Here is a 17701-nt window from a genome sequence, read left to right as displayed (position 1 = left end):
AACAATGTACTTTTGCATATAAAATTATCTTTAACATTGTTAAGAAATGGCGTCCGTCCTTAAGGACGAACATATTGTTTGGATTGGAGGTATATTATGGATAAATTAAAAGTACTTGTTGTAGATGATGAAAGCAGAATGCGAAAACTGGTTAAAGATTTTTTAAGCAAAAAGAATTTTGACGTATTAGAAGCGGAAAACGGCGAACAGGCAGTGGATATTTTTTTTGAAAGTAAGGAAATCGCATTAATTATATTGGACGTTATGATGCCGAAGATGGACGGATGGCAGGTTTGCCGTGAAATCAGGCAATATTCCAAGGTACCTATTATTATGCTGACTGCTAAAAGTGATGAGAAAGATGAATTGCTTGGCTTTGAGTTAGGTGTAGATGAATACATATCGAAGCCTTTTAGTCCTAAAATATTAGTAGCCCGCGTAGAAGCAATATTAAGAAGGGCCAATGCATTGGAGGAAGATGTTATTGATGTTGGCGGAATTGTACTGGACAAAGCGGCACATCAGGTTAAAATCGACAATGTTAATATAGATTTAAGTTACAAAGAATTTGAACTGCTGACGTATTTTATTACGAACCAGGGAGTAGCTTTATCCAGGGAACGTATCTTAAATAACGTTTGGAATTATGATTATTTTGGAGATGCAAGGACCATTGATACCCATGTAAAAAAGTTAAGAAGCAAAATGGGTCCTAAAGGGGATTATATTAAAACAATTTGGGGAATGGGGTATAAATTTGAGGTAGAACCATGAAAGTTCGTTTGAAAAATATAAACCGGCATTCTATACGGTTTAAATTAACCTTTACCCTGACGCTTATCATAATATTGACAATCTTTACGTTATGGTTTTTAAACAGAACGCTTTTAGAAGACTATTATATTCATAGTAAAATTAATACCTTGGGAAAAACTTACGATGAAGTTAATGACATTTTTAAAAACAGTAATGATAAGAATACTACCTCAAACCAGGATAAATTAAAACTGGAGCGATTTGTAGAAAGCCGTAATGTCAGTATCTATATTATTGCACACACCGCTTGGTTTGACCGCTCTGAATGGGTGCCTTTTGATGAAGATAAGGATAACGGTAATAATAAAAATAATGAAAAAAATGAAAGATATGCCCAGATACTTCAATTGATCAAGGGTTATATTTTTGGTGAAGTAAATCCGCAGGTCAAATCAAAAGACCTTGTAAAGAGTACGAACAATTATAATATTTTTAAGACTTTTGATCCCCGCATCGAATCCAATTACGTGGATTTGATTGGTAATTTAGAGGGAGGAAACATTGTATTTATACGAACGAATTTGGAGAGCATGCGGGAAAGTGTGGAAGTGGCGAATAAATTTTTAGCTTATGTTGGAATGATATCCGTTGTAATAGCTTCTATTGTCATGTTTTATATCAGCAGAAGATTCTCTAAGCCAATCCTGCAGCTTGCAGGCATTTCCAAAAGAATGAGTGATCTGGATTTTGATGCAAAATATTTTGTAACATCCCAGGATGAAATAGGAGAGCTTGGCAGCAGTATTAATACGTTATCGGAAAAACTGGAAAAAACCATATCGGAATTAAAAAGTGCTAATAATGAGCTGCTTTCCGATATTCAGAACAAGATACAGATAGATGAGATGCGAAAAGATTTCTTATCCAATGTAACGCACGAACTTAAAACCCCAATTGCTTTAATCCAGGGGTATGCGGAAGGTTTAAAAGACAATATTAATGATGACGAAGACAGCAGGGATTTTTACTGTGAGGTTATTGTTGATGAAGCGAAAAAAATGAATGAAATGGTTAAGAAATTATTGTCCCTGAATCAGATTGAATCCGGTAATAATCAGGTTAATATTGAACGTTTTGATATTGTTGCCTTAATTCAATCCGTACTGGATTCAGCAGAAATATTGATTCAGCAAAAAGAGGTATTACTTCATTTTGAGCAAAAAGAACCTATCTATGTATGGGCAGATGAATATATGGTGGAGGAAGTAGTTACGAATTATGTCAGTAATGCCCTAAACCATGTGGACGGAGCTAAAATAATAGAGATAAAACTGATACAAAAGGAGGATGCGGTACGGGTTGCCGTATTTAATACGGGTGCTAATATACCTGAAGAAGATCTTGATAAGATATGGATTAAGTTTTATAAGGTGGATAAAGCCAGAACCAGGGAATATGGAGGAAGCGGCATTGGTCTTTCTATAGTAAAAGCAATCATGTCTTCCTTAAATCAGGAGTGTGGTGTAATTAATCATGAAACAGGTGTTGAATTCTGGTTTGAATTGGATACAAAAATAAATTAAAGGTATCGTATCCAGATATAGGATTAATATGAGAAATTTTTCTTAGATTTAAAGTTTATGATTGCTCAAATTTGTAATTAGTGGTATTATGTAGGTGAATTATAATGATTTTCTACGGGAGGATAAATTGTGAGGAAACTACTCTTAATATTAATTACAATCTGTGGAGTGATGCTGACCGGCTGTGCGCAGCTAATTGAAATAAATGACCAGGAAAGCGATGTATTAGCTGAATACATGGCAGGTACTATGTTAAGACATGATTCGAATTATGAAGAAGCACTGATATATCAGGAGACTACGGATACAGCAGATACAACAGATTCTGCAGATATATCAGAAACTGGAGAAATAACAGAACCTGATGAGACTCTGGACCCATCTGATAAAAAAAGTAATGACACTGGTGTAAGCAGTTCAGCAGTGTCACAGGCTACCTCCGACCTTTATGCTGATAAGCAAAATGGAAGTATTGTAAGTCTGGCAAGTTTATATAAAGAAATTTTTAAAGATAAATTCAGCATTAAGTATATCAATCATAAATTTTATTCCAGTTATCCGGATGAATATGATTTTTTCACACTAGAATCCACGAAAGACCATAAATTGTTAGCAATTAATTTTAATATCAAAAATACATCCACCAAAGCCAGAACTCTTGATTTAAAGAATAACAGTATAAAATATCAGCTGACTGACAAAACAAATGCTGTCTATAACCCCATGATGACCTTACTAAATAATGATATTCAGTATATAAATCTCGATGTTGCTGCCGGTAAAACTCAACAAGCCGTAGTTATGTTTGATGTGCCAAAAAATATGGATATTTCTGATTTGAAGCTTGCAATAACGTATGAAGATAAAACTACGGTAATTGATTTAAATTAATAATATTTCTAGAGGAGCAAAACGATGATTTACATTGAGAAAAAAAGGACAAGGTTCCTTGCATTGCCAATTTGTTTTACTACTTATACCATATCGGATGAAAAAGTTACCATAACCAGCGGATTTCTTAATATTACCGTCGATGATGCATTTATGTATAAGGTTCAGGACGTAAAACTTACTAAAAGCTTTATGGAGAGGATATTTAAACTGGGAACGGTGACTTGCTATACTGGAGATACAACTCATCCGGAGTTAGTATTATTACATATCAGGAATGCAAATGTAATTAAGGATTTTCTCATGAATGCTTCGGAAGAGGCAAGAAGAAAGAGAAGAACGATGCATACCATGGATATTGATAATTCAGATGTGGATACGGATGATATTAAATAAGAATTGAAAGGACGAGTCAGATTATAATAATATGACTTGTCCTTTCTTAATGAACCCTGCTATTTATGGTGATGTGTTTAAAAAGACCTCAATATGAAAATAGTTAGAATACGGGAGTAAGAGAAAAGCGATAAATGTTAACCATTTACCGCTTACTCAATTTATATTAATATGGGGGAGGAGAGAGAGTGGAGCATAATTTCACTTTCTTAAGTCAATTATAAATTTAAAATATGAGTAAAGTATGAAGATAATAAAAATTATTTGTTAACTTTTTCGTTCATATTCTCAATAATATTCCCTGATTGGAGAGTCATGGCAATGAATTATAAATTATTAGTGGATACTGCAATGCTGACAGGAGAAATAATGCTTCTTGGAGGTGCCGAAACGTATCGGGTTGAAGATACCATGTGCAGAATTTTAAAAATATCCGGTCTGGAAAAGACAGAAACATTCGTTACGCCCACCGGTATCTTTTTAACTTTAGGGGATTCTAACATAGATTCCATAACAGTCGTAAAAAGAGTGGATAACCGGATAACGAATATATCCCACATTTATGAAGCAAATAATGTATCCAGGAAATTATGCGACGGGAAAATAACACTGGAAGAAGCTTATGAAAGCCTTAAAAATATAAAAAATAAAAAACAGTATAGTAGTACCGTTAATTATCTTTGTACAATGATTGCTGCTTTATCATTTACCATATTATTAGGCGGTGATTGGTTAAACAGCATTATTGCGGGACTGAACGGAGGACTCATTGTTCTGATTCTAATTATTTCTAAAAATCTTAGAGTAAATACTTTTATAAAAAATCTGGTATCATCAATATTGATTGCATTTAACAGTATGTTTTTTCTTCATAATTTAGGATTAGCAATCCAACTGGATGCATTAATCGGTGGTTCCGTTATGCCTTTGCTGCCTGGAGTAGCAATTACCAATGCTATTCGGGATACTTTACAGGGAGATTATATGTCGGGCGGTGCAAGAGCAATTGAAGCTTTTGTTTCTGCAACCTCCACGGCAGCCGGGATTGGTATCGGAATTGCTTTCTACTCATTTATAGCAGGAGGAATAGCCGTATGATTTTGATACAAATATTGATACAGGTAATTGGTTCATTTATTGCAGTCGTTTCTATGGCTATTACAATCGGGGTACCTAAGAAGTTCTTAGGTCGCGCAGGTTTAGTAGGGGCTGTAGGTTGGTTGGTATATTTGCTCCTAATGGAGGCCGGTTGTTCTGCGGTTGCCAGTATGTTTCTGGCAGCACTGGTAGTTGCACTGATTTCCCATAGTTTTGCCAGATTAATGAAAACACCGGTTACCTTATTTTTGATTGCCGGCATTTTACCTTTAGTTCCGGGAGTAGGTATGTACCGTATCGTTTATAATTTAATTAAAAATGATAACTCTTTAGCCGGTTTTTACTTTAGTGAAACCATGCAGTTAGCCGGAATGATTGCTTTAGCTATTTTTATAATGGATACAATCTTCCGAATCTTCCAGAAGAATTAAGGAAGATTTATGCATTAAGATTCTTAACTTGCAATTCATTATAAATACAGGTAAAATAATTATATAGCTTTAAATTCAGATATTTGTAATATGGAATTTTTAATTTAAATTATTATAGTATGATGCATAGTGCAGAAAAATAATTTTGAACTTTATATTAAAATAATCTAAGTTGAGTGGTGAAAGATAATATTAATTGATATAACTTATGAAAACTTAGCGGAGTAAAATAATGTGAAATTGTTTAAATTTTACAATTTAGAAAAAATAGTAAATACGGGTTAAAGAAGGTAAATCATGAGAATTGGACTATTAAGACACTTTAAGGTAAACTGTCCGCATAAGAAAATGATGACATCCAAGGAATTCAGAGAGTGGTCAGAGTGTTATGAAAAATCAAAAGTAATTAAAAAGCATGTAGACATGTATGGGATTGAATGGGATATCTGCTATGTCAGTGATCTGCCAAGAGCAATTGTCACTGCGCAGGAGGTTTACAGCGGTAATTTGATTATAGATAAATTATTAAGGGAAGTAGATAATGCTCCCTTTATACATTCAGACAGATTACGTTTGCCATTTGAAGTATGGCATGTATGCGGCCGATTAGCATGGCTGTTTAAATCCAAAAGCCAGCCGGAAACCGTTGTAGGTACAAGGAAAAGAATTAACGCATTTTTAGACCAGATCGATTGGTCTAAGGAAAATGTATTAATTGTATTTCATGGATTTATGTTATTTAATTTTCAAAGAGAATTAAGAAAACGCGGATTTTCCGGTGAGAAAATCAGAATGGTTAAAAATGGTGTATTATATCAATACATACAGGAGGAACATGCTCACTGATGCATCTATTCCAAACCTTGTAACAAGGCTTAGAATAAGTAGGGTGCGTCAGTGAGCAAGGGCAGATCCTGTAAAAAGAAAGGGCTTCCCGGATTAAGAATAAAACAGTATTGCAAGTAAAAAGACGGAATGTAATAGGATTATAGATGAAAATCACAGTTATTAGTGTAGGTAAAATAAAAGAAAAATATTTTAATTCAGCGATTGATGAATATACAAAACGGTTAAGCCGTTACTGTAAATTAGAAATCATTGAAGTTAATGATGAAAAAACTCCGGATGAGGCAAGTGAAGCAGAGGAAAACCAGATTAAAAAAGCTGAGGGCGAGAGGATTCTAAAGAATCTAAAAGAGGGTGCTTATACGATTGCCTTAGCGATTGAGGGCAGTATGCTTTCTTCAACGGAACTTGCAGATAAAATTGAAAAATTGGGAGTAAATAGCTGCAGCCATATCATTTTTATCATAGGGGGTTCTTTAGGTTTAAGTGATGAGGTTCTGCGAAAAGTAAACTATAAACTTAGTTTTTCAAAAATGACTTATCCCCATCAGATGATGAGGGTAATATTATTAGAGCAGATATACCGGGCATACCGGATTAATTCCAATGAACCTTATCATAAGTAAATAAGAAAGGCGCAGGTGTTACAATGAATATATACTTAATAAGGCATGGCAAACAGAACACTACTTTATGTAATGAAGATGCCGGTTTAGCGGAAGCGGGGTATTTGCAGGCAGATTTATTGGGAAAGAGGCTGGCTTCTTATGAAATTGATGTTTTATATTCCAGTCATTTAGTCAGGGCAGTCCAGACAGCGGAAGTCATTAATTTGTATATACGAAGGCAGCATCACATTAGGGAAAATATTGCTGAGATATCTTTTGGTGATCTGGAGGGTGAAACCAATGCTTATATAGCGGAACATTTTGCAGAATTTAAAGCGGAACAGATGAAATTAGAAGAAGATATCCCTTATCCTGGCGGTGAATGCGGACGTGATGTATTTAAGCGGGCTGTAATTACCATAGAAGAAATTATAAATAGTGGATATAAAAATATTGCAGTGGTAACCCACGGAGGGGTAATCCGTGCCCTGGTAGCCGGTCTTACCGGGTTAGATATGAGTAAAAAGTTATTACTAGGTTATACCCTGGAAAACAGCAGTATTACCGAATTAGTTTATGATGAAACAGATAAACGGTTTTATCTTCAGCGGTTTAATGATTTTGCACATTTGGAAGCTAATCCGGAATTACAGTGCCATAATAGTTGGTAAAACAGAAAGGAAAACTTAGGTAGAAGGTTCCAGTTATCAAATTGTCAAAAGTTCCATGTCAGAAATAGAACAATATACCATTGAACAGGAATTGGGTCGGTTTAATAAACAACTGAATAACATTGAGGGAAAGTATTTTGGGTATTATGCGTCGGCCGGATCAAATGCAGAGGAAGCAAATCCGGATTCTGGGAGGGTTATGGCGACATCGAGGTAAGCAAAGAGGCTGAAGTCCGCTGCAGACTTTATGATATCTATTTATATTCCATAATGATTATTGAATGTGGCTATCGGAAGTATGAAGATAATTCCCAATATAAATGGTCAAAAAATATGTTAGCTGAGGTTATAGAGAAGATAAGGACTATATAAAAATATATTGAATTAAAATAAAACATATTTAAAGCAATCCAGAAAATCAAATCATGATACATTCAAACCGGACTTGCAGGTTAAATTCCTTTTTAATCAGCAAGTCTGGTTTTATTACTATCAAAAAAACATATGTTCTATAAAAATCCGTAATCCAATAAGAGTTAAGATACAGCCGCCAAATATCTCCGCTTTTTCTTTTAAGAAGCGGTCAAATTTTTTACCTAGGAATGTGCCGAATAAACTGAAACAGAAAGTAATGATACCAATACAAATAATGGCGAGAATTAAATTCGTCCTCATAACAGCAAAACTGATACCAATGGCAAGCGCATCAATACTTGTTGCAACACCTTGGGTTAATAAAAGTTTGAATGAAAATATCTCAGTATTACAATTTTCTTCCGGATTACGGTATGTTTTAATTCCTTCAACTATCATATTAGCACCGATAGCACCTAATAAAAACAAAGCAATCCAGTGATCCAAAAATGCGATGGTTTCATAAAAAGCACTACCAAAGAAATATCCTATCACGGGCATTCCGGCCTGGAACAGTCCAAAAGTAATAGCGGTCATAAAAGCTTCTTTCCGTCTGAATTTCTCATAGCATAATCCGTTTGTTATAGATACGGCAAAAGCATCCATTGCTACTCCAAAAGCAAGAAAAATAATTGTTATAATTCCCATGAAGGAACCTCCTAAATACAGCCAGTTATTAAAAGAATCAGTATTAAATATTATTATATTTATCTTTAGAAATAATACGAATAAATTATACCTAAATTCATTTGTTTATGGACAATAAGTTAAATCTGGAGTATTCCTCTTTCATCTGTTACGTTTTTTAATTCCATATATAGCTCCAATATATCATAATTCTATTTTAGCAACAAGATATTATTTAAAATAAAAAAACGAAAAATCAACTTGCAGGAAAATTTTATCAAGGTTATGGTTGAAAAATCTAATAGAAGTGGTACAATTAATTGGATTTTGTTAGAAAGGACTAGTATTATGGTACATAAGATATACCTTTGGTTTAAAGGGGAAGCAGTTTTAATAATTTCGGCAGCATTTGCTGTTTTTACTATGTTTTTTGTAAAACCATCGTCAGAATATATAAAATATATTGATTTTCGTGTTCTTGCCTTGCTTTTTTCGTTAATGGCAGTGGTTGCAGGGCTGCAGGAAAACGGAGTATTTCTAATTTTATCTGATAAGCTTCTAAGTAAGGTGAAAACGGTTCGGGGGATGTGTTATACCCTGATTCTTTTGTGTTTTCTTACATCTATGTGGATCACCAATGATGTTGCACTTATAACCTTTGTTCCATTTACCGTTATGATGTTAAAACTTACGGGAAAAGAGAAAAATGTAATTTTTGTAATAGTGATGCAAACAATAGCGGCAAATCTCGGCAGTATGTTGACTCCCGTAGGTAATCCACAGAATTTATATCTATATTCCTATTATAAGGTAAATGAAATGGATTTCTTAAGAATAACAATGCCACTAACTATATTTTCTTTCCTTATAATCAGTTTCGTCTGTTTATTTGTAAAAGGTGAACGTATTAACATTCCTCCGAATAAGGCAAATGAAATCTATAAACTACAAGATAAAAAATCAGTCGATGGAAAGAACATACTCATATATTTTATACTATTTACATTATGCCTTGGTACGGTTATACACCGGATTGATTACCGTATTACGTTACTTCTAATATTATTATTTTTAAGTTTTTATGATAGAAATATTTTAAAGAAAGTTGATTATTCCCTGCTTCTGACTTTTATTTGCTTTTTTATCTTTTCAGGTAATATAGGAAATATAAATTTTATTCACACGTTAATATCGGAAACGATAAAAACCAGGGAAATAATGTCTGCCATCCTTTTAAGCCAAATAATCAGCAATGTACCTTCAGCAGTATTATTATCTAATTTCACAGATAAAGCGCAGGAATTAATTATCGGAACGAACATCGGCGGACTTGGTACCGTAATCGCTTCCTTAGCCAGCCTTATATCGTATAGGATATATTGTAAAACGGACCGGCCTAATTACTTAAAATATTTTATTGTCTTTACTGTCTCCAATGTAGGTATGCTTATCCTGTTATATCTTTTTCAATTTTATTTATAGAGTTTTATTTTCGTGATTGGAAGTTCTATACATTTTATTCATCATTGGCATATAATATCAAAAAGCTATTTATTTCACTCAGGATTAAACCGGGCAGACCTAAGTAATCTGGTATATACATTATTGGATTTGAATAGAATCATCCATAATGGGAAAATTTTGCCGGTAGATCACTGTAACCTGGAATGATAGGAAAGGAGATTCATATATGGCTAAAAAAACAGTGGATACTAAAAAAAATGTAAAAACGAAAAGTAAAAAAAGAAGAAAGAGAAAACTGGTTAAGTTTATATTTGCTTATTCAGCAGTAAGAGCAACAATTAAAGTAGCTGGCAGACTTGTTGACAGGTATAATGAAGAAAATGACGTAGTGGAAGCAGGGAATGTAGTAAACTACTCCCTGGCATTTAAAGGGCGCGATATTAAGGTTGAAAACGAACCTTTTAATGGTGCTATAGTAAATACGATATGCAGTGGATTAAAGCTGGATTTAAGCAATGCCATAATTGAAGACGACGTAAATATTTATTGCAAGAATACCATGAGCGGCATCAGTATTATAGTGCCGGAAAATGTTAAAGTGGAAGTTTCATCAAAAACAAAATTCAGTGGCGTAGCTAATAATGTACCGGTAATTGATGATGATGCAGCTCCGATCGTTCATATTCATGTTGATAATTATATGTCAGGTGTTGACGTTAAAGTAAAACAAGAGAGCAGCATTAAAACCTTTATTAACAAAATAAAAATCAGTAAAGAAGATATAGAATCAGAGAAAGAAGATGAATCCGAAGAAGATAAACCCGAAGATGATATATCAGAGGAAAATGTTGAAACTGAGGATAATGAAGAATCGTAGTTTCATAAGTAAACTTGCGGAATGTTTGGAAGTAAAATGTAAAAAAATAAATTGTAATGATAAAAATATCATAAGACTTTCGTAAAAAAGCAAAAAGACTCTTGAAATTTTCCATGAACGTGGTACAATACTAAGCATTAATATAAATAATATTTTATAAATATGAATTGAGGAGGAAATTATTTATGAAAAAGTTATTATGTGCAATGCTTACCATTGTCCTTACTATATCACTTGTTGCCTGCGGCACCAAAAAGGATACTAGTAATGGGGGAGATTCGGATACTTTAATAGTAGGAACCGAAGCTGGTTTTGCTCCATATGAATACATGGAAGGTGACAAGGTAGTCGGTATCGATATGGATATAGCACAGGCTATTGCAGATGCTATGGGCAAAAAACTGGAAATTAAAAATATGGATTTTGACGGCGCTTTACTTGCCGTTCAGCAAGGTAAAGTTGATATGGTTGCAGCCGGCGTATCCGTAAATGAGGAACGTAAGAAAGTTATGGATTTTTCTGTTGATTACGTTAATTCTACTGAGGTCGTAGTTGTAAACAAAAATAACCCGGCAGTTGAAAATGTTGATGATTTAAATGATAAAATTATCGGTGTTCAGCAGGGTAATATTGCGGATTTTTATGTATCTGATACGGAAAATATAAAGGCAAAAGATATTAAGCGTTATACTAAGTTTTCTCAGGCATCTGAAGATTTAAAGAACAGTAAAATTGATTGTATCGTTATGGATCAATATCCTGCACAGGAATTAGTGGAATCCAATGATGCACTTACTATTTTAGATGGCACTTTATTTGAAGATAAATATGCAATCGCTGTAAAAAAAGGCAATACTGAGCTTTTGGATAAAGTCAATGAAGTCATAAATAAATTAAATGAAGATGGCAAAATTGAAGAATTTACTGCAAAACACACAAATGCAGGAAAATGATTACATAACAAGTAATCAATTAATTTAAATGCAGAAAGCAGCAGGCAGAAGTCCTATTTGTCTGCTGCTTATTATGTGTTTTTAACTATATGTATAATTTATACCTGCTATGGTATGATAAACATTAATATTATATTTAATGATTTTGAAAACAGAATTATAGATAAGAATTAACCGACTGACTTATCATAAAAGGTAAAATAAATTTATAAATATAAAATTATATAATAAAGATAAGAATTATCAGGCTGATTCAGAAATATAATTATCAAATAGATTTAATTAGAATATATATATATTTATTCAAAAAAGGAGAAGTTAAGTTGGATACTATTAGAGATGGGTTTATATCGATTATAAGTCGGTATTACGATGCTTTTATAACGGAACAAAGATATCAATATTATCTGGATGGATTATTAGTAACTCTGGAGATATCTTTAATTGCTATACTAGCCGGGGTTTTAATCGGAATTCTGGTGGCTACATTAAAGGTTTCTGTCGCAAATATGAAAGGTTTTCGCTGGATTGGTTCCATATGCAACTGCTATATTAACATAATTAGGGGAACACCTGTTATATTACAGTTACTCATTATTTATAATCTGATATTTACATCCAGGGATACCAATGAAATTATTGTTGCGGCCGCCTGTTTTGGTATTAATTCCGGAGCTTATGTGGCGGAAATTGTACGTGCAGGTATTGAATCTATAGATAAGGGGCAGATGGAAGCCGGCCGTTCTTTAGGATTAAATGCAAATCAGACTATGTTCTATATAATAATGCCTCAGGCAATAAAGAATATCCTGCCTGCATTAGGTAATGAATTTATCGTACTGATTAAGGAAACTTCCGTTGCAAGTATCATAGCGGTAACGGATCTGACAAAAGCAGCACAGTATATCGGATCCCGTACATGGGACATACTTCCGCCGCTTCTTATTTCTGCAGTATTTTATTTGGTTATTGTTTTAGGATTAACCAAATTATTGGGAATCTTTGAAAGGAGGATGAGTCAGGGTGATAACAACTAATAATCTAACCAAAAAATTCGGCAGCCATTTGGTACTGAATGGCATCAGTGAAACCATAGAGCAGGGAGAGAAAGTTGTAATTATCGGGCCTTCCGGTTCAGGCAAATCTACATTCTTAAGATGTTTAAATTTATTGGAAGTTCCTACGGACGGACAAATCTGGTTTGAAGGGAATGATATAACCAATCCGAAAACTAATATAAATGAACTGCGTCAAAAAATGGGTATGGTATTTCAGCAGTTTAATTTATTTCCCCATTTAACGGTACGTGAAAATATAACTTTAGCTCCGGTTAAACTTGGACTTATGGATAAGGAAAGTGCTAATAAAAGGGCGATGGAACTGTTAGAACGTATCGGATTGTCAGAAAAAGCAGATGCATATCCCAGACAACTGTCCGGCGGTCAAAAACAGCGTATCGCAATAGTAAGAGCACTTGCCATGAACCCGGATGTAATGTTATTTGATGAACCCACCTCCGCATTGGATCCTGAAATGGTAGGGGAAGTTCTGGAACTCATGAAAGAATTAGCAGAAGATGGGATGACTATGGTTGTTGTAACCCATGAAATGGGATTTGCCAGAGAAGTAGCAACCAGAGTTTTGTTTATCGATGAAGGACAAATAAAAGAGCAAAACGAGCCGAAGGCTTTTTTGATGATCCGAAACATCCGAGATTGAAAGAATTTTTATCCAAGGTATTATAAAACATTTAAGTTACAGTTTTGTCTTATTGATAATTTTTCCATAACAAAGCACTTGACATTACAGGACATTATCTTATAATACAATATATAGAGGCAAAAACAATCTTGACTACTAAATGTGCTATGTGCATAAAAAAATTGGCAGTTAATTGCTAAGCTTCACTATATTTCACAAAAAGCTTATATGGAAAAGGAGAAAAACAATGAGACAGGAATGGTATGATTTTAATACGGGAAGCTGGACTACGGATATTAACGTAAGAAGTTTCATTCAACATAATTATACACCTTACGAAGGCGATGCTTCCTTTTTAGCTGAAGCAACACAAAGAACTAAGGATTTATGGAATCAGGTTTCTGATTTAATGAAAGAAGAATCTAAAAAAGGCATTATTGATGCGGAAACTCTCAAACCCTCTACGATTACAACGTTTGGTCCGGGATATATAGATAAGGATAAAGAGCTGATCGTTGGTTTTCAGACAGATAAACCTTTAAAGAGAGGTATTATGCCAAACGGCGGTGTCCGTGTTGTTAAAAGTGCTCTGGAAGCTTATGGTTATGAACTGGATAAAACAACAGAAGAGATTTTTACAAATAACCGTAAGACACATAATGATGGTGTTTTTGATGCTTATACCGACGCAATGCGTAAAGCGAGACATACCGGTATTATAACCGGACTTCCGGATGCTTATGGCCGGGGACGTATTATCGGTGACTACAGAAGAGTTGCCTTATACGGTGTGGACTGGTTAATTGAAGAAAAGAAAGAACAGAAAAAATTACTGGAAAGAAATACGCTGGAATCACCTGAAATCCGTGAAAGAGAAGAAATATCTGAGCAAATTAAAGCGCTCAAACAGTTAAAAGAAATGGCAGCTTTTTACGGATATGATATCAGCGGACCTGCTAAAAATTCTTTCGAAGCTACCCAGTGGACATATTTTGGCTACTTAGGAGCAATAAAAGAACAGGACGGAGCGGCAATGAGTCTCGGCCGTGTATCCACATTCCTTGATATTTATTATGAACGTGATTTAAAAAATGGTTTAATCACAGAATCTGAAGTACAGGAATTAATGGATCAGTTCGTCATGAAGCTAAGAATGGTTCGTTTCTTAAGAACTCCTTCTTATAATGATCTGTTTTCAGGGGATCCTACCTGGGTAACGGAATCTATCGGTGGTATGGGAATGGACGGAAGAACACTTATAACAAAAAGCAGTTTCCGTATCCTTCATACGTTATATAACTTAGGACCTGCACCCGAACCCAATTTAACGGTGTTATGGTCAAATTTCCTGCCGGAATCATTTAAGCAATTCTGTGCGAAGGTTTCTATAGATACCAGTTCCATTCAATACGAAAACGATGATATCATGCGTGAAGTATGGGGTGATGATTATGGTATCGCTTGTTGTGTATCGGCTATGAGAATCGGTAAACAGATGCAGTTCTTCGGTGCCCGTGCAAACCTTGCAAAAGCATTGTTATACGCAATCAATGGTGGTAAAGATGAAAAATCCGGAGAGCAGGTTGGACCGTTATTTGCACCGATCACCGGTGACTATTTAGAGTATGATGAAGTAATGTCTAAGTTTGATCAGACATTGGATTGGCTTTCCGAGTTATATATCAATACTTTAAATGTCATTCATTTTATGCATGATAAATATAATTACGAGCGTTTACAGATGGCACTTCATGATATAGAGATATTACGTACGGAGGCTTGTGGTATAGCGGGACTTTCCGTAGTGGCTGACTCCCTTTCCGCTATAAAATATGCAAAAGTAAAAGTACTTCGTAATGAAGAAGGATTAGCCGTAGATTATAAAATCGAAGGAGAATATCCTGCTTTTGGTAATAATGATGACCGCGTAGACCAGATAGCGGTAGATTTGGTTGAGCGATTTATGAATAAATTACGTAAAGTTAAGACTTACCGCAGCGCAAAACAGACGCTATCCGTATTGACTATAACATCCAACGTTGTATACGGCAAGAAGACCGGAAATACTCCGGATGGCCGTAAAGCCGGAGAACCTTTTGCACCAGGTGCAAATCCAATGCACGGAAGAGATAAAAAAGGTGCGATAGCATCGATGGCATCGGTTGCTAAACTTCCTTATAAACATGCAGAGGATGGTATTTCCTATACTTTCTCTATCGTACCAAGAGCTCTTGGTAAGAATCTGGATGAAAGAATTAACAATCTTGTTGGTATGCTGGACGGTTATTTCTGCGATAAAGGACATCATATAAATGTAAATGTATTCGATCGCGAAACCTTATTGGATGCGATGGAGCATCCGGAAAAATATCCTCAGCTTACTATTCGTGTATCCGGTTATGCTGTTAATTTTATTAAATTAAATCGTGAGCAGCAGTTAGATGTTATTAACCGTACTTTCCATGAAAGATAAAATGATATAGTATATTACAAAGCTTGTTCCTAATAGTGTAAAGTTTAGGAGCAAGCTTAATTGTACGTATGATTTCAATTAGGTTCTAGTTTTAATAATTTATCTATATAAAGGTTATATTGATACAATAACAAACAATGAGATATCAGCAAAATATCTTAAAACTGGAAAGGTAAGGTGAATAATATGAATGTAATTGGAAGAGTTCATTCCCTTGAAAGTTGCGGAACTGTGGACGGACCTGGCATACGCTTTGTTGTTTTTATGCAGGGATGCCCTTTAAGGTGTCAATTCTGTCATAACCCGGATACCTGGGATACCAATAAAGGAATGGAATATACACCGGAACAGTTGATGAAAGAAATAGTAAAATATAAATCTTACATGGGATTTTCCGGCGGAGGCGTTACTTTTACAGGCGGAGAGCCTTTAATGCAGCAAGGGTTTATATTAGAAATGTCCAAACTATGTAAAGCAGAGGGAATATCGGTTGCCCTTGATACCTCTGGTTTTATATGGAATGATGGTGTAAAAGAAATTTTAGAATATACAGATATCGTATTGCTTGACATAAAAAACTATAATCCAATAGTCTATGAAGAAGTTACAGGAGTATCCCTTTGTCCAACTCTGGAATTCCTGGATTATTTAAGAGAGAAGAATATCAACACATGGGTCAGATATGTTCTGGTTCCTGGTCTGACGGATAATAAAGACAGTATAAAAGAGTTATCCAGTCATCTTCGCAATTATCCTAACGTTAGTAAGATAGAATTATTAGGCTTTCACAAGATGGGTGAATACAAATGGAAAGAACTTGGTTTGGAGTATAAGCTATCTCAGACAAAAGAACCAAGTAAAGAATTAATGACAGAAGTGAAAAATATATTAGAATTAAGCGGTAAAGTAATATCTGTTAATGCCTGACAGAGATATATAATGTAAGCGGAGTATCCTGATTCGTATAAAACAACAACTGAAATTTATTGCAGTGTTGCCTATACAATCAGGATACTCCAATTTAACCTTACAAGTAAGTAGCGCAGCGGAGTGCGAATATCCGCTTTGACTTTCGCATTAGTTTTGCGGCAAATTTTATAACATGAATTCATTTATAACATGGGCTATACCGTCATCATCATTGGATAAGGTAATATAATCGGCTGCTTTTTTAACTACATCCTGTGCGTTTGCCATAGCTACGCCCATTCCTGCATACTGAATCATGGATAAATCGTTATACCCGTCACCACAGCTGATCATTTGTTCCTTTGATAAGCCGAGGTAGTCCAATAATTTGCCCAGAGAATATGCTTTGTCAATGTTTTGGGGCATCAGTTCCAGAAAAAAAGGTTCCGACCGGTATATACTGAGTTGTTGACCAAACTTTTCTCTCATTATAACTTCGACTTTCTCAAGTTTGGCACTGTGTCCGGTCATCAGGCATTTATTCACATTAAAATTAATATAGGACGGAAAATCGTTTACCTTTTTAATGGGTATACCATTAATTCTTGCCTCAGTCTCCATAAATTCATCAATTTCCGAATCAGTAATAATACAGTTATCTTCATAAGAAATAATACCAACGGAATTTTCTGATGCTGCCTTGTGTAACCTGGGTATTATATCACCTGGAAGAACTTTTTGATATATAATCTCATTGGTATTGCAGTTGATTATTTTAGCACCGTTAAAAGATAATATGTATCCGTTGTACTCGGATAGTTTTAACTTATTGGCTAAGGGAAGTACTCCCGGGGTAGGGCGTCCGGAGGCCAATACTACTTTGTGACCCCGTTCCTGTATCTTCATAATAGAATCCAGAGTTTTATTGGAAATTTCTTTCTTTGAATTCGTTAATGTTCCATCAATATCTAAAACCAGTATTTCATATGCCATTGGTATCTCC

The 17701-nt window shown here is 34.7% G+C and carries 17 protein-coding genes and 1 pseudogene; 16 read left to right on the top strand and 2 right to left on the bottom strand.

Going from position 1 to position 17701, the window contains the following annotated elements:
* The first annotated feature begins 96 nt into the window (after nt 1-96).
* From Ana3638_RS19620 to Ana3638_RS19580, 9 genes are all read left to right on the top strand, one after another.
* Nucleotides 97-774, top strand: a complete 678-nt coding sequence (locus Ana3638_RS19620) for a response regulator transcription factor (protein ID WP_161839537.1) — start codon at nt 97-99, stop codon at nt 772-774.
* Nucleotides 771-2339, top strand: a complete 1569-nt coding sequence (locus Ana3638_RS19615) for a sensor histidine kinase (RefSeq protein ID WP_161839536.1) — start codon at nt 771-773, stop codon at nt 2337-2339. Before Ana3638_RS19620 ends, Ana3638_RS19615 begins: the two co-directional genes overlap by 4 nt.
* 129 nt (nt 2340-2468) lie before the next feature.
* A complete protein-coding gene (locus tag Ana3638_RS19610; protein WP_161839535.1) occupies nt 2469-3230 on the top strand; it encodes a DUF4352 domain-containing protein in 762 nt (253 codons plus the stop codon).
* Between the two features lie 24 nt (nt 3231-3254).
* Entirely contained in the window at nt 3255-3626 is a 372-nt protein-coding gene (locus Ana3638_RS19605; RefSeq protein WP_161839534.1) for a PH domain-containing protein, read from the top strand.
* Between the two features lie 321 nt (nt 3627-3947).
* On the top strand, nt 3948-4724 hold the full coding sequence (locus Ana3638_RS19600) for a threonine/serine exporter family protein (RefSeq protein ID WP_246240399.1): 777 nt from the start codon (nt 3948-3950) through the stop codon (nt 4722-4724).
* On the top strand, nt 4721-5155 hold the full coding sequence (locus Ana3638_RS19595; protein ID WP_246240398.1) for a threonine/serine exporter family protein: 435 nt from the start codon (nt 4721-4723) through the stop codon (nt 5153-5155). The genes Ana3638_RS19600 and Ana3638_RS19595 overlap by 4 nt, the downstream gene beginning before the upstream one ends.
* A gap of 297 nt (nt 5156-5452) precedes the next feature.
* A complete protein-coding gene (locus tag Ana3638_RS19590; RefSeq protein ID WP_161839532.1) occupies nt 5453-6001 on the top strand; it encodes a histidine phosphatase family protein in 549 nt (182 codons plus the stop codon).
* 146 nt (nt 6002-6147) lie between these two features.
* Nucleotides 6148-6627 (top strand): 23S rRNA (pseudouridine(1915)-N(3))-methyltransferase RlmH, encoded by a 480-nt coding sequence (gene rlmH, locus Ana3638_RS19585; protein WP_161839531.1) that lies wholly within the window; start codon nt 6148-6150, stop codon nt 6625-6627.
* Nucleotides 6628-6650: 23 nt separating this feature from the next.
* Nucleotides 6651-7280: a histidine phosphatase family protein gene (locus Ana3638_RS19580; protein ID WP_161839530.1), complete on the top strand. Its 630-nt coding sequence runs from the start codon at nt 6651-6653 to the stop codon at nt 7278-7280.
* A gap of 492 nt (nt 7281-7772) precedes the next feature.
* Here Ana3638_RS19580 and Ana3638_RS19575 read toward each other — a convergent pair whose 3' ends face one another.
* The gene (locus Ana3638_RS19575) at nt 7773-8342 is read right to left on the bottom strand and encodes a manganese efflux pump MntP (RefSeq protein WP_161839529.1); all 570 of its coding nucleotides are present in this window, start codon (nt 8340-8342) and stop codon (nt 7773-7775) included.
* Between the two features lie 327 nt (nt 8343-8669).
* Here Ana3638_RS19575 and Ana3638_RS19570 point away from each other — a divergent pair, with 327 nt between their 5' ends.
* The 7 genes and pseudogenes from Ana3638_RS19570 to pflA all read left to right on the top strand — a co-directional run bounded on the left by Ana3638_RS19570 (nt 8670) and on the right by pflA (nt 16716).
* Nucleotides 8670-9803, top strand: coding sequence for an SLC13 family permease (locus Ana3638_RS19570; RefSeq protein ID WP_161839528.1), 1134 nt, complete (start codon nt 8670-8672; stop codon nt 9801-9803).
* A gap of 208 nt (nt 9804-10011) precedes the next feature.
* Nucleotides 10012-10662, top strand: a complete 651-nt coding sequence (locus Ana3638_RS19565) for a hypothetical protein (RefSeq protein WP_161839527.1) — start codon at nt 10012-10014, stop codon at nt 10660-10662.
* Between the two features lie 185 nt (nt 10663-10847).
* Nucleotides 10848-11615: an ABC transporter substrate-binding protein gene (locus tag Ana3638_RS19560; RefSeq protein ID WP_161839526.1), complete on the top strand. Its 768-nt coding sequence runs from the start codon at nt 10848-10850 to the stop codon at nt 11613-11615.
* A gap of 323 nt (nt 11616-11938) precedes the next feature.
* Nucleotides 11939-12652, top strand: coding sequence for an amino acid ABC transporter permease (locus tag Ana3638_RS19555; protein ID WP_161839525.1), 714 nt, complete (start codon nt 11939-11941; stop codon nt 12650-12652).
* Nucleotides 12639-13360, top strand: a pseudogene (locus Ana3638_RS19550) (amino acid ABC transporter ATP-binding protein). Before Ana3638_RS19555 ends, Ana3638_RS19550 begins: the two are co-directional and overlap by 14 nt.
* Nucleotides 13361-13563: 203 nt before the next feature.
* A complete protein-coding gene (pflB, locus tag Ana3638_RS19545) occupies nt 13564-15789 on the top strand; it encodes a formate C-acetyltransferase (RefSeq protein WP_161839524.1) in 2226 nt (741 codons plus the stop codon).
* Nucleotides 15790-15975: 186 nt separating this feature from the next.
* Nucleotides 15976-16716, top strand: coding sequence for a pyruvate formate-lyase-activating protein (gene pflA, locus Ana3638_RS19540; RefSeq protein WP_161839523.1), 741 nt, complete (start codon nt 15976-15978; stop codon nt 16714-16716).
* A gap of 168 nt (nt 16717-16884) precedes the next feature.
* Here the strand turns inward: pflA and Ana3638_RS19535 are convergent, their stop codons facing one another.
* On the bottom strand, nt 16885-17691 hold the full coding sequence (locus Ana3638_RS19535) for a Cof-type HAD-IIB family hydrolase (RefSeq protein WP_161839522.1): 807 nt from the start codon (nt 17689-17691) through the stop codon (nt 16885-16887).
* Between the last annotated feature and the right edge of the window lie 10 nt (nt 17692-17701).

It is taken from the genome of Anaerocolumna sedimenticola (assembly GCF_009931695.1).
In the GTDB taxonomy this organism is placed as follows: domain Bacteria; phylum Bacillota; class Clostridia; order Lachnospirales; family Lachnospiraceae; genus Anaerocolumna; species Anaerocolumna sedimenticola.
This window is presented reverse-complemented; position numbering and strand designations above follow the sequence as displayed.

Coding starts and splice junctions, on each gene's coding strand:
- Ana3638_RS19565 (WP_161839527.1), top strand. CDS start 10,012: ATGGCTAAAAAAACAGTGGATACTAAAAAAAATGTAAAAACGAAAAGT.
- Ana3638_RS19560 (WP_161839526.1), top strand. CDS start 10,848: ATGAAAAAGTTATTATGTGCAATGCTTACCATTGTCCTTACTATATCA.
- rlmH (WP_161839531.1), top strand. CDS start 6,148: ATGAAAATCACAGTTATTAGTGTAGGTAAAATAAAAGAAAAATATTTT.
- Ana3638_RS19595 (WP_246240398.1), top strand. CDS start 4,721: ATGATTTTGATACAAATATTGATACAGGTAATTGGTTCATTTATTGCA.
- pflB (WP_161839524.1), top strand. CDS start 13,564: ATGAGACAGGAATGGTATGATTTTAATACGGGAAGCTGGACTACGGAT.
- Ana3638_RS19620 (WP_161839537.1), top strand. CDS start 97: ATGGATAAATTAAAAGTACTTGTTGTAGATGATGAAAGCAGAATGCGA.
- pflA (WP_161839523.1), top strand. CDS start 15,976: ATGAATGTAATTGGAAGAGTTCATTCCCTTGAAAGTTGCGGAACTGTG.
- Ana3638_RS19580 (WP_161839530.1), top strand. CDS start 6,651: ATGAATATATACTTAATAAGGCATGGCAAACAGAACACTACTTTATGT.
- Ana3638_RS19600 (WP_246240399.1), top strand. CDS start 3,948: ATGAATTATAAATTATTAGTGGATACTGCAATGCTGACAGGAGAAATA.
- Ana3638_RS19535 (WP_161839522.1), bottom strand. CDS start 17,691: ATGGCATATGAAATACTGGTTTTAGATATTGATGGAACATTAACGAAT.
- Ana3638_RS19605 (WP_161839534.1), top strand. CDS start 3,255: ATGATTTACATTGAGAAAAAAAGGACAAGGTTCCTTGCATTGCCAATT.
- Ana3638_RS19570 (WP_161839528.1), top strand. CDS start 8,670: ATGGTACATAAGATATACCTTTGGTTTAAAGGGGAAGCAGTTTTAATA.
- Ana3638_RS19575 (WP_161839529.1), bottom strand. CDS start 8,342: ATGGGAATTATAACAATTATTTTTCTTGCTTTTGGAGTAGCAATGGAT.
- Ana3638_RS19615 (WP_161839536.1), top strand. CDS start 771: ATGAAAGTTCGTTTGAAAAATATAAACCGGCATTCTATACGGTTTAAA.
- Ana3638_RS19590 (WP_161839532.1), top strand. CDS start 5,453: ATGAGAATTGGACTATTAAGACACTTTAAGGTAAACTGTCCGCATAAG.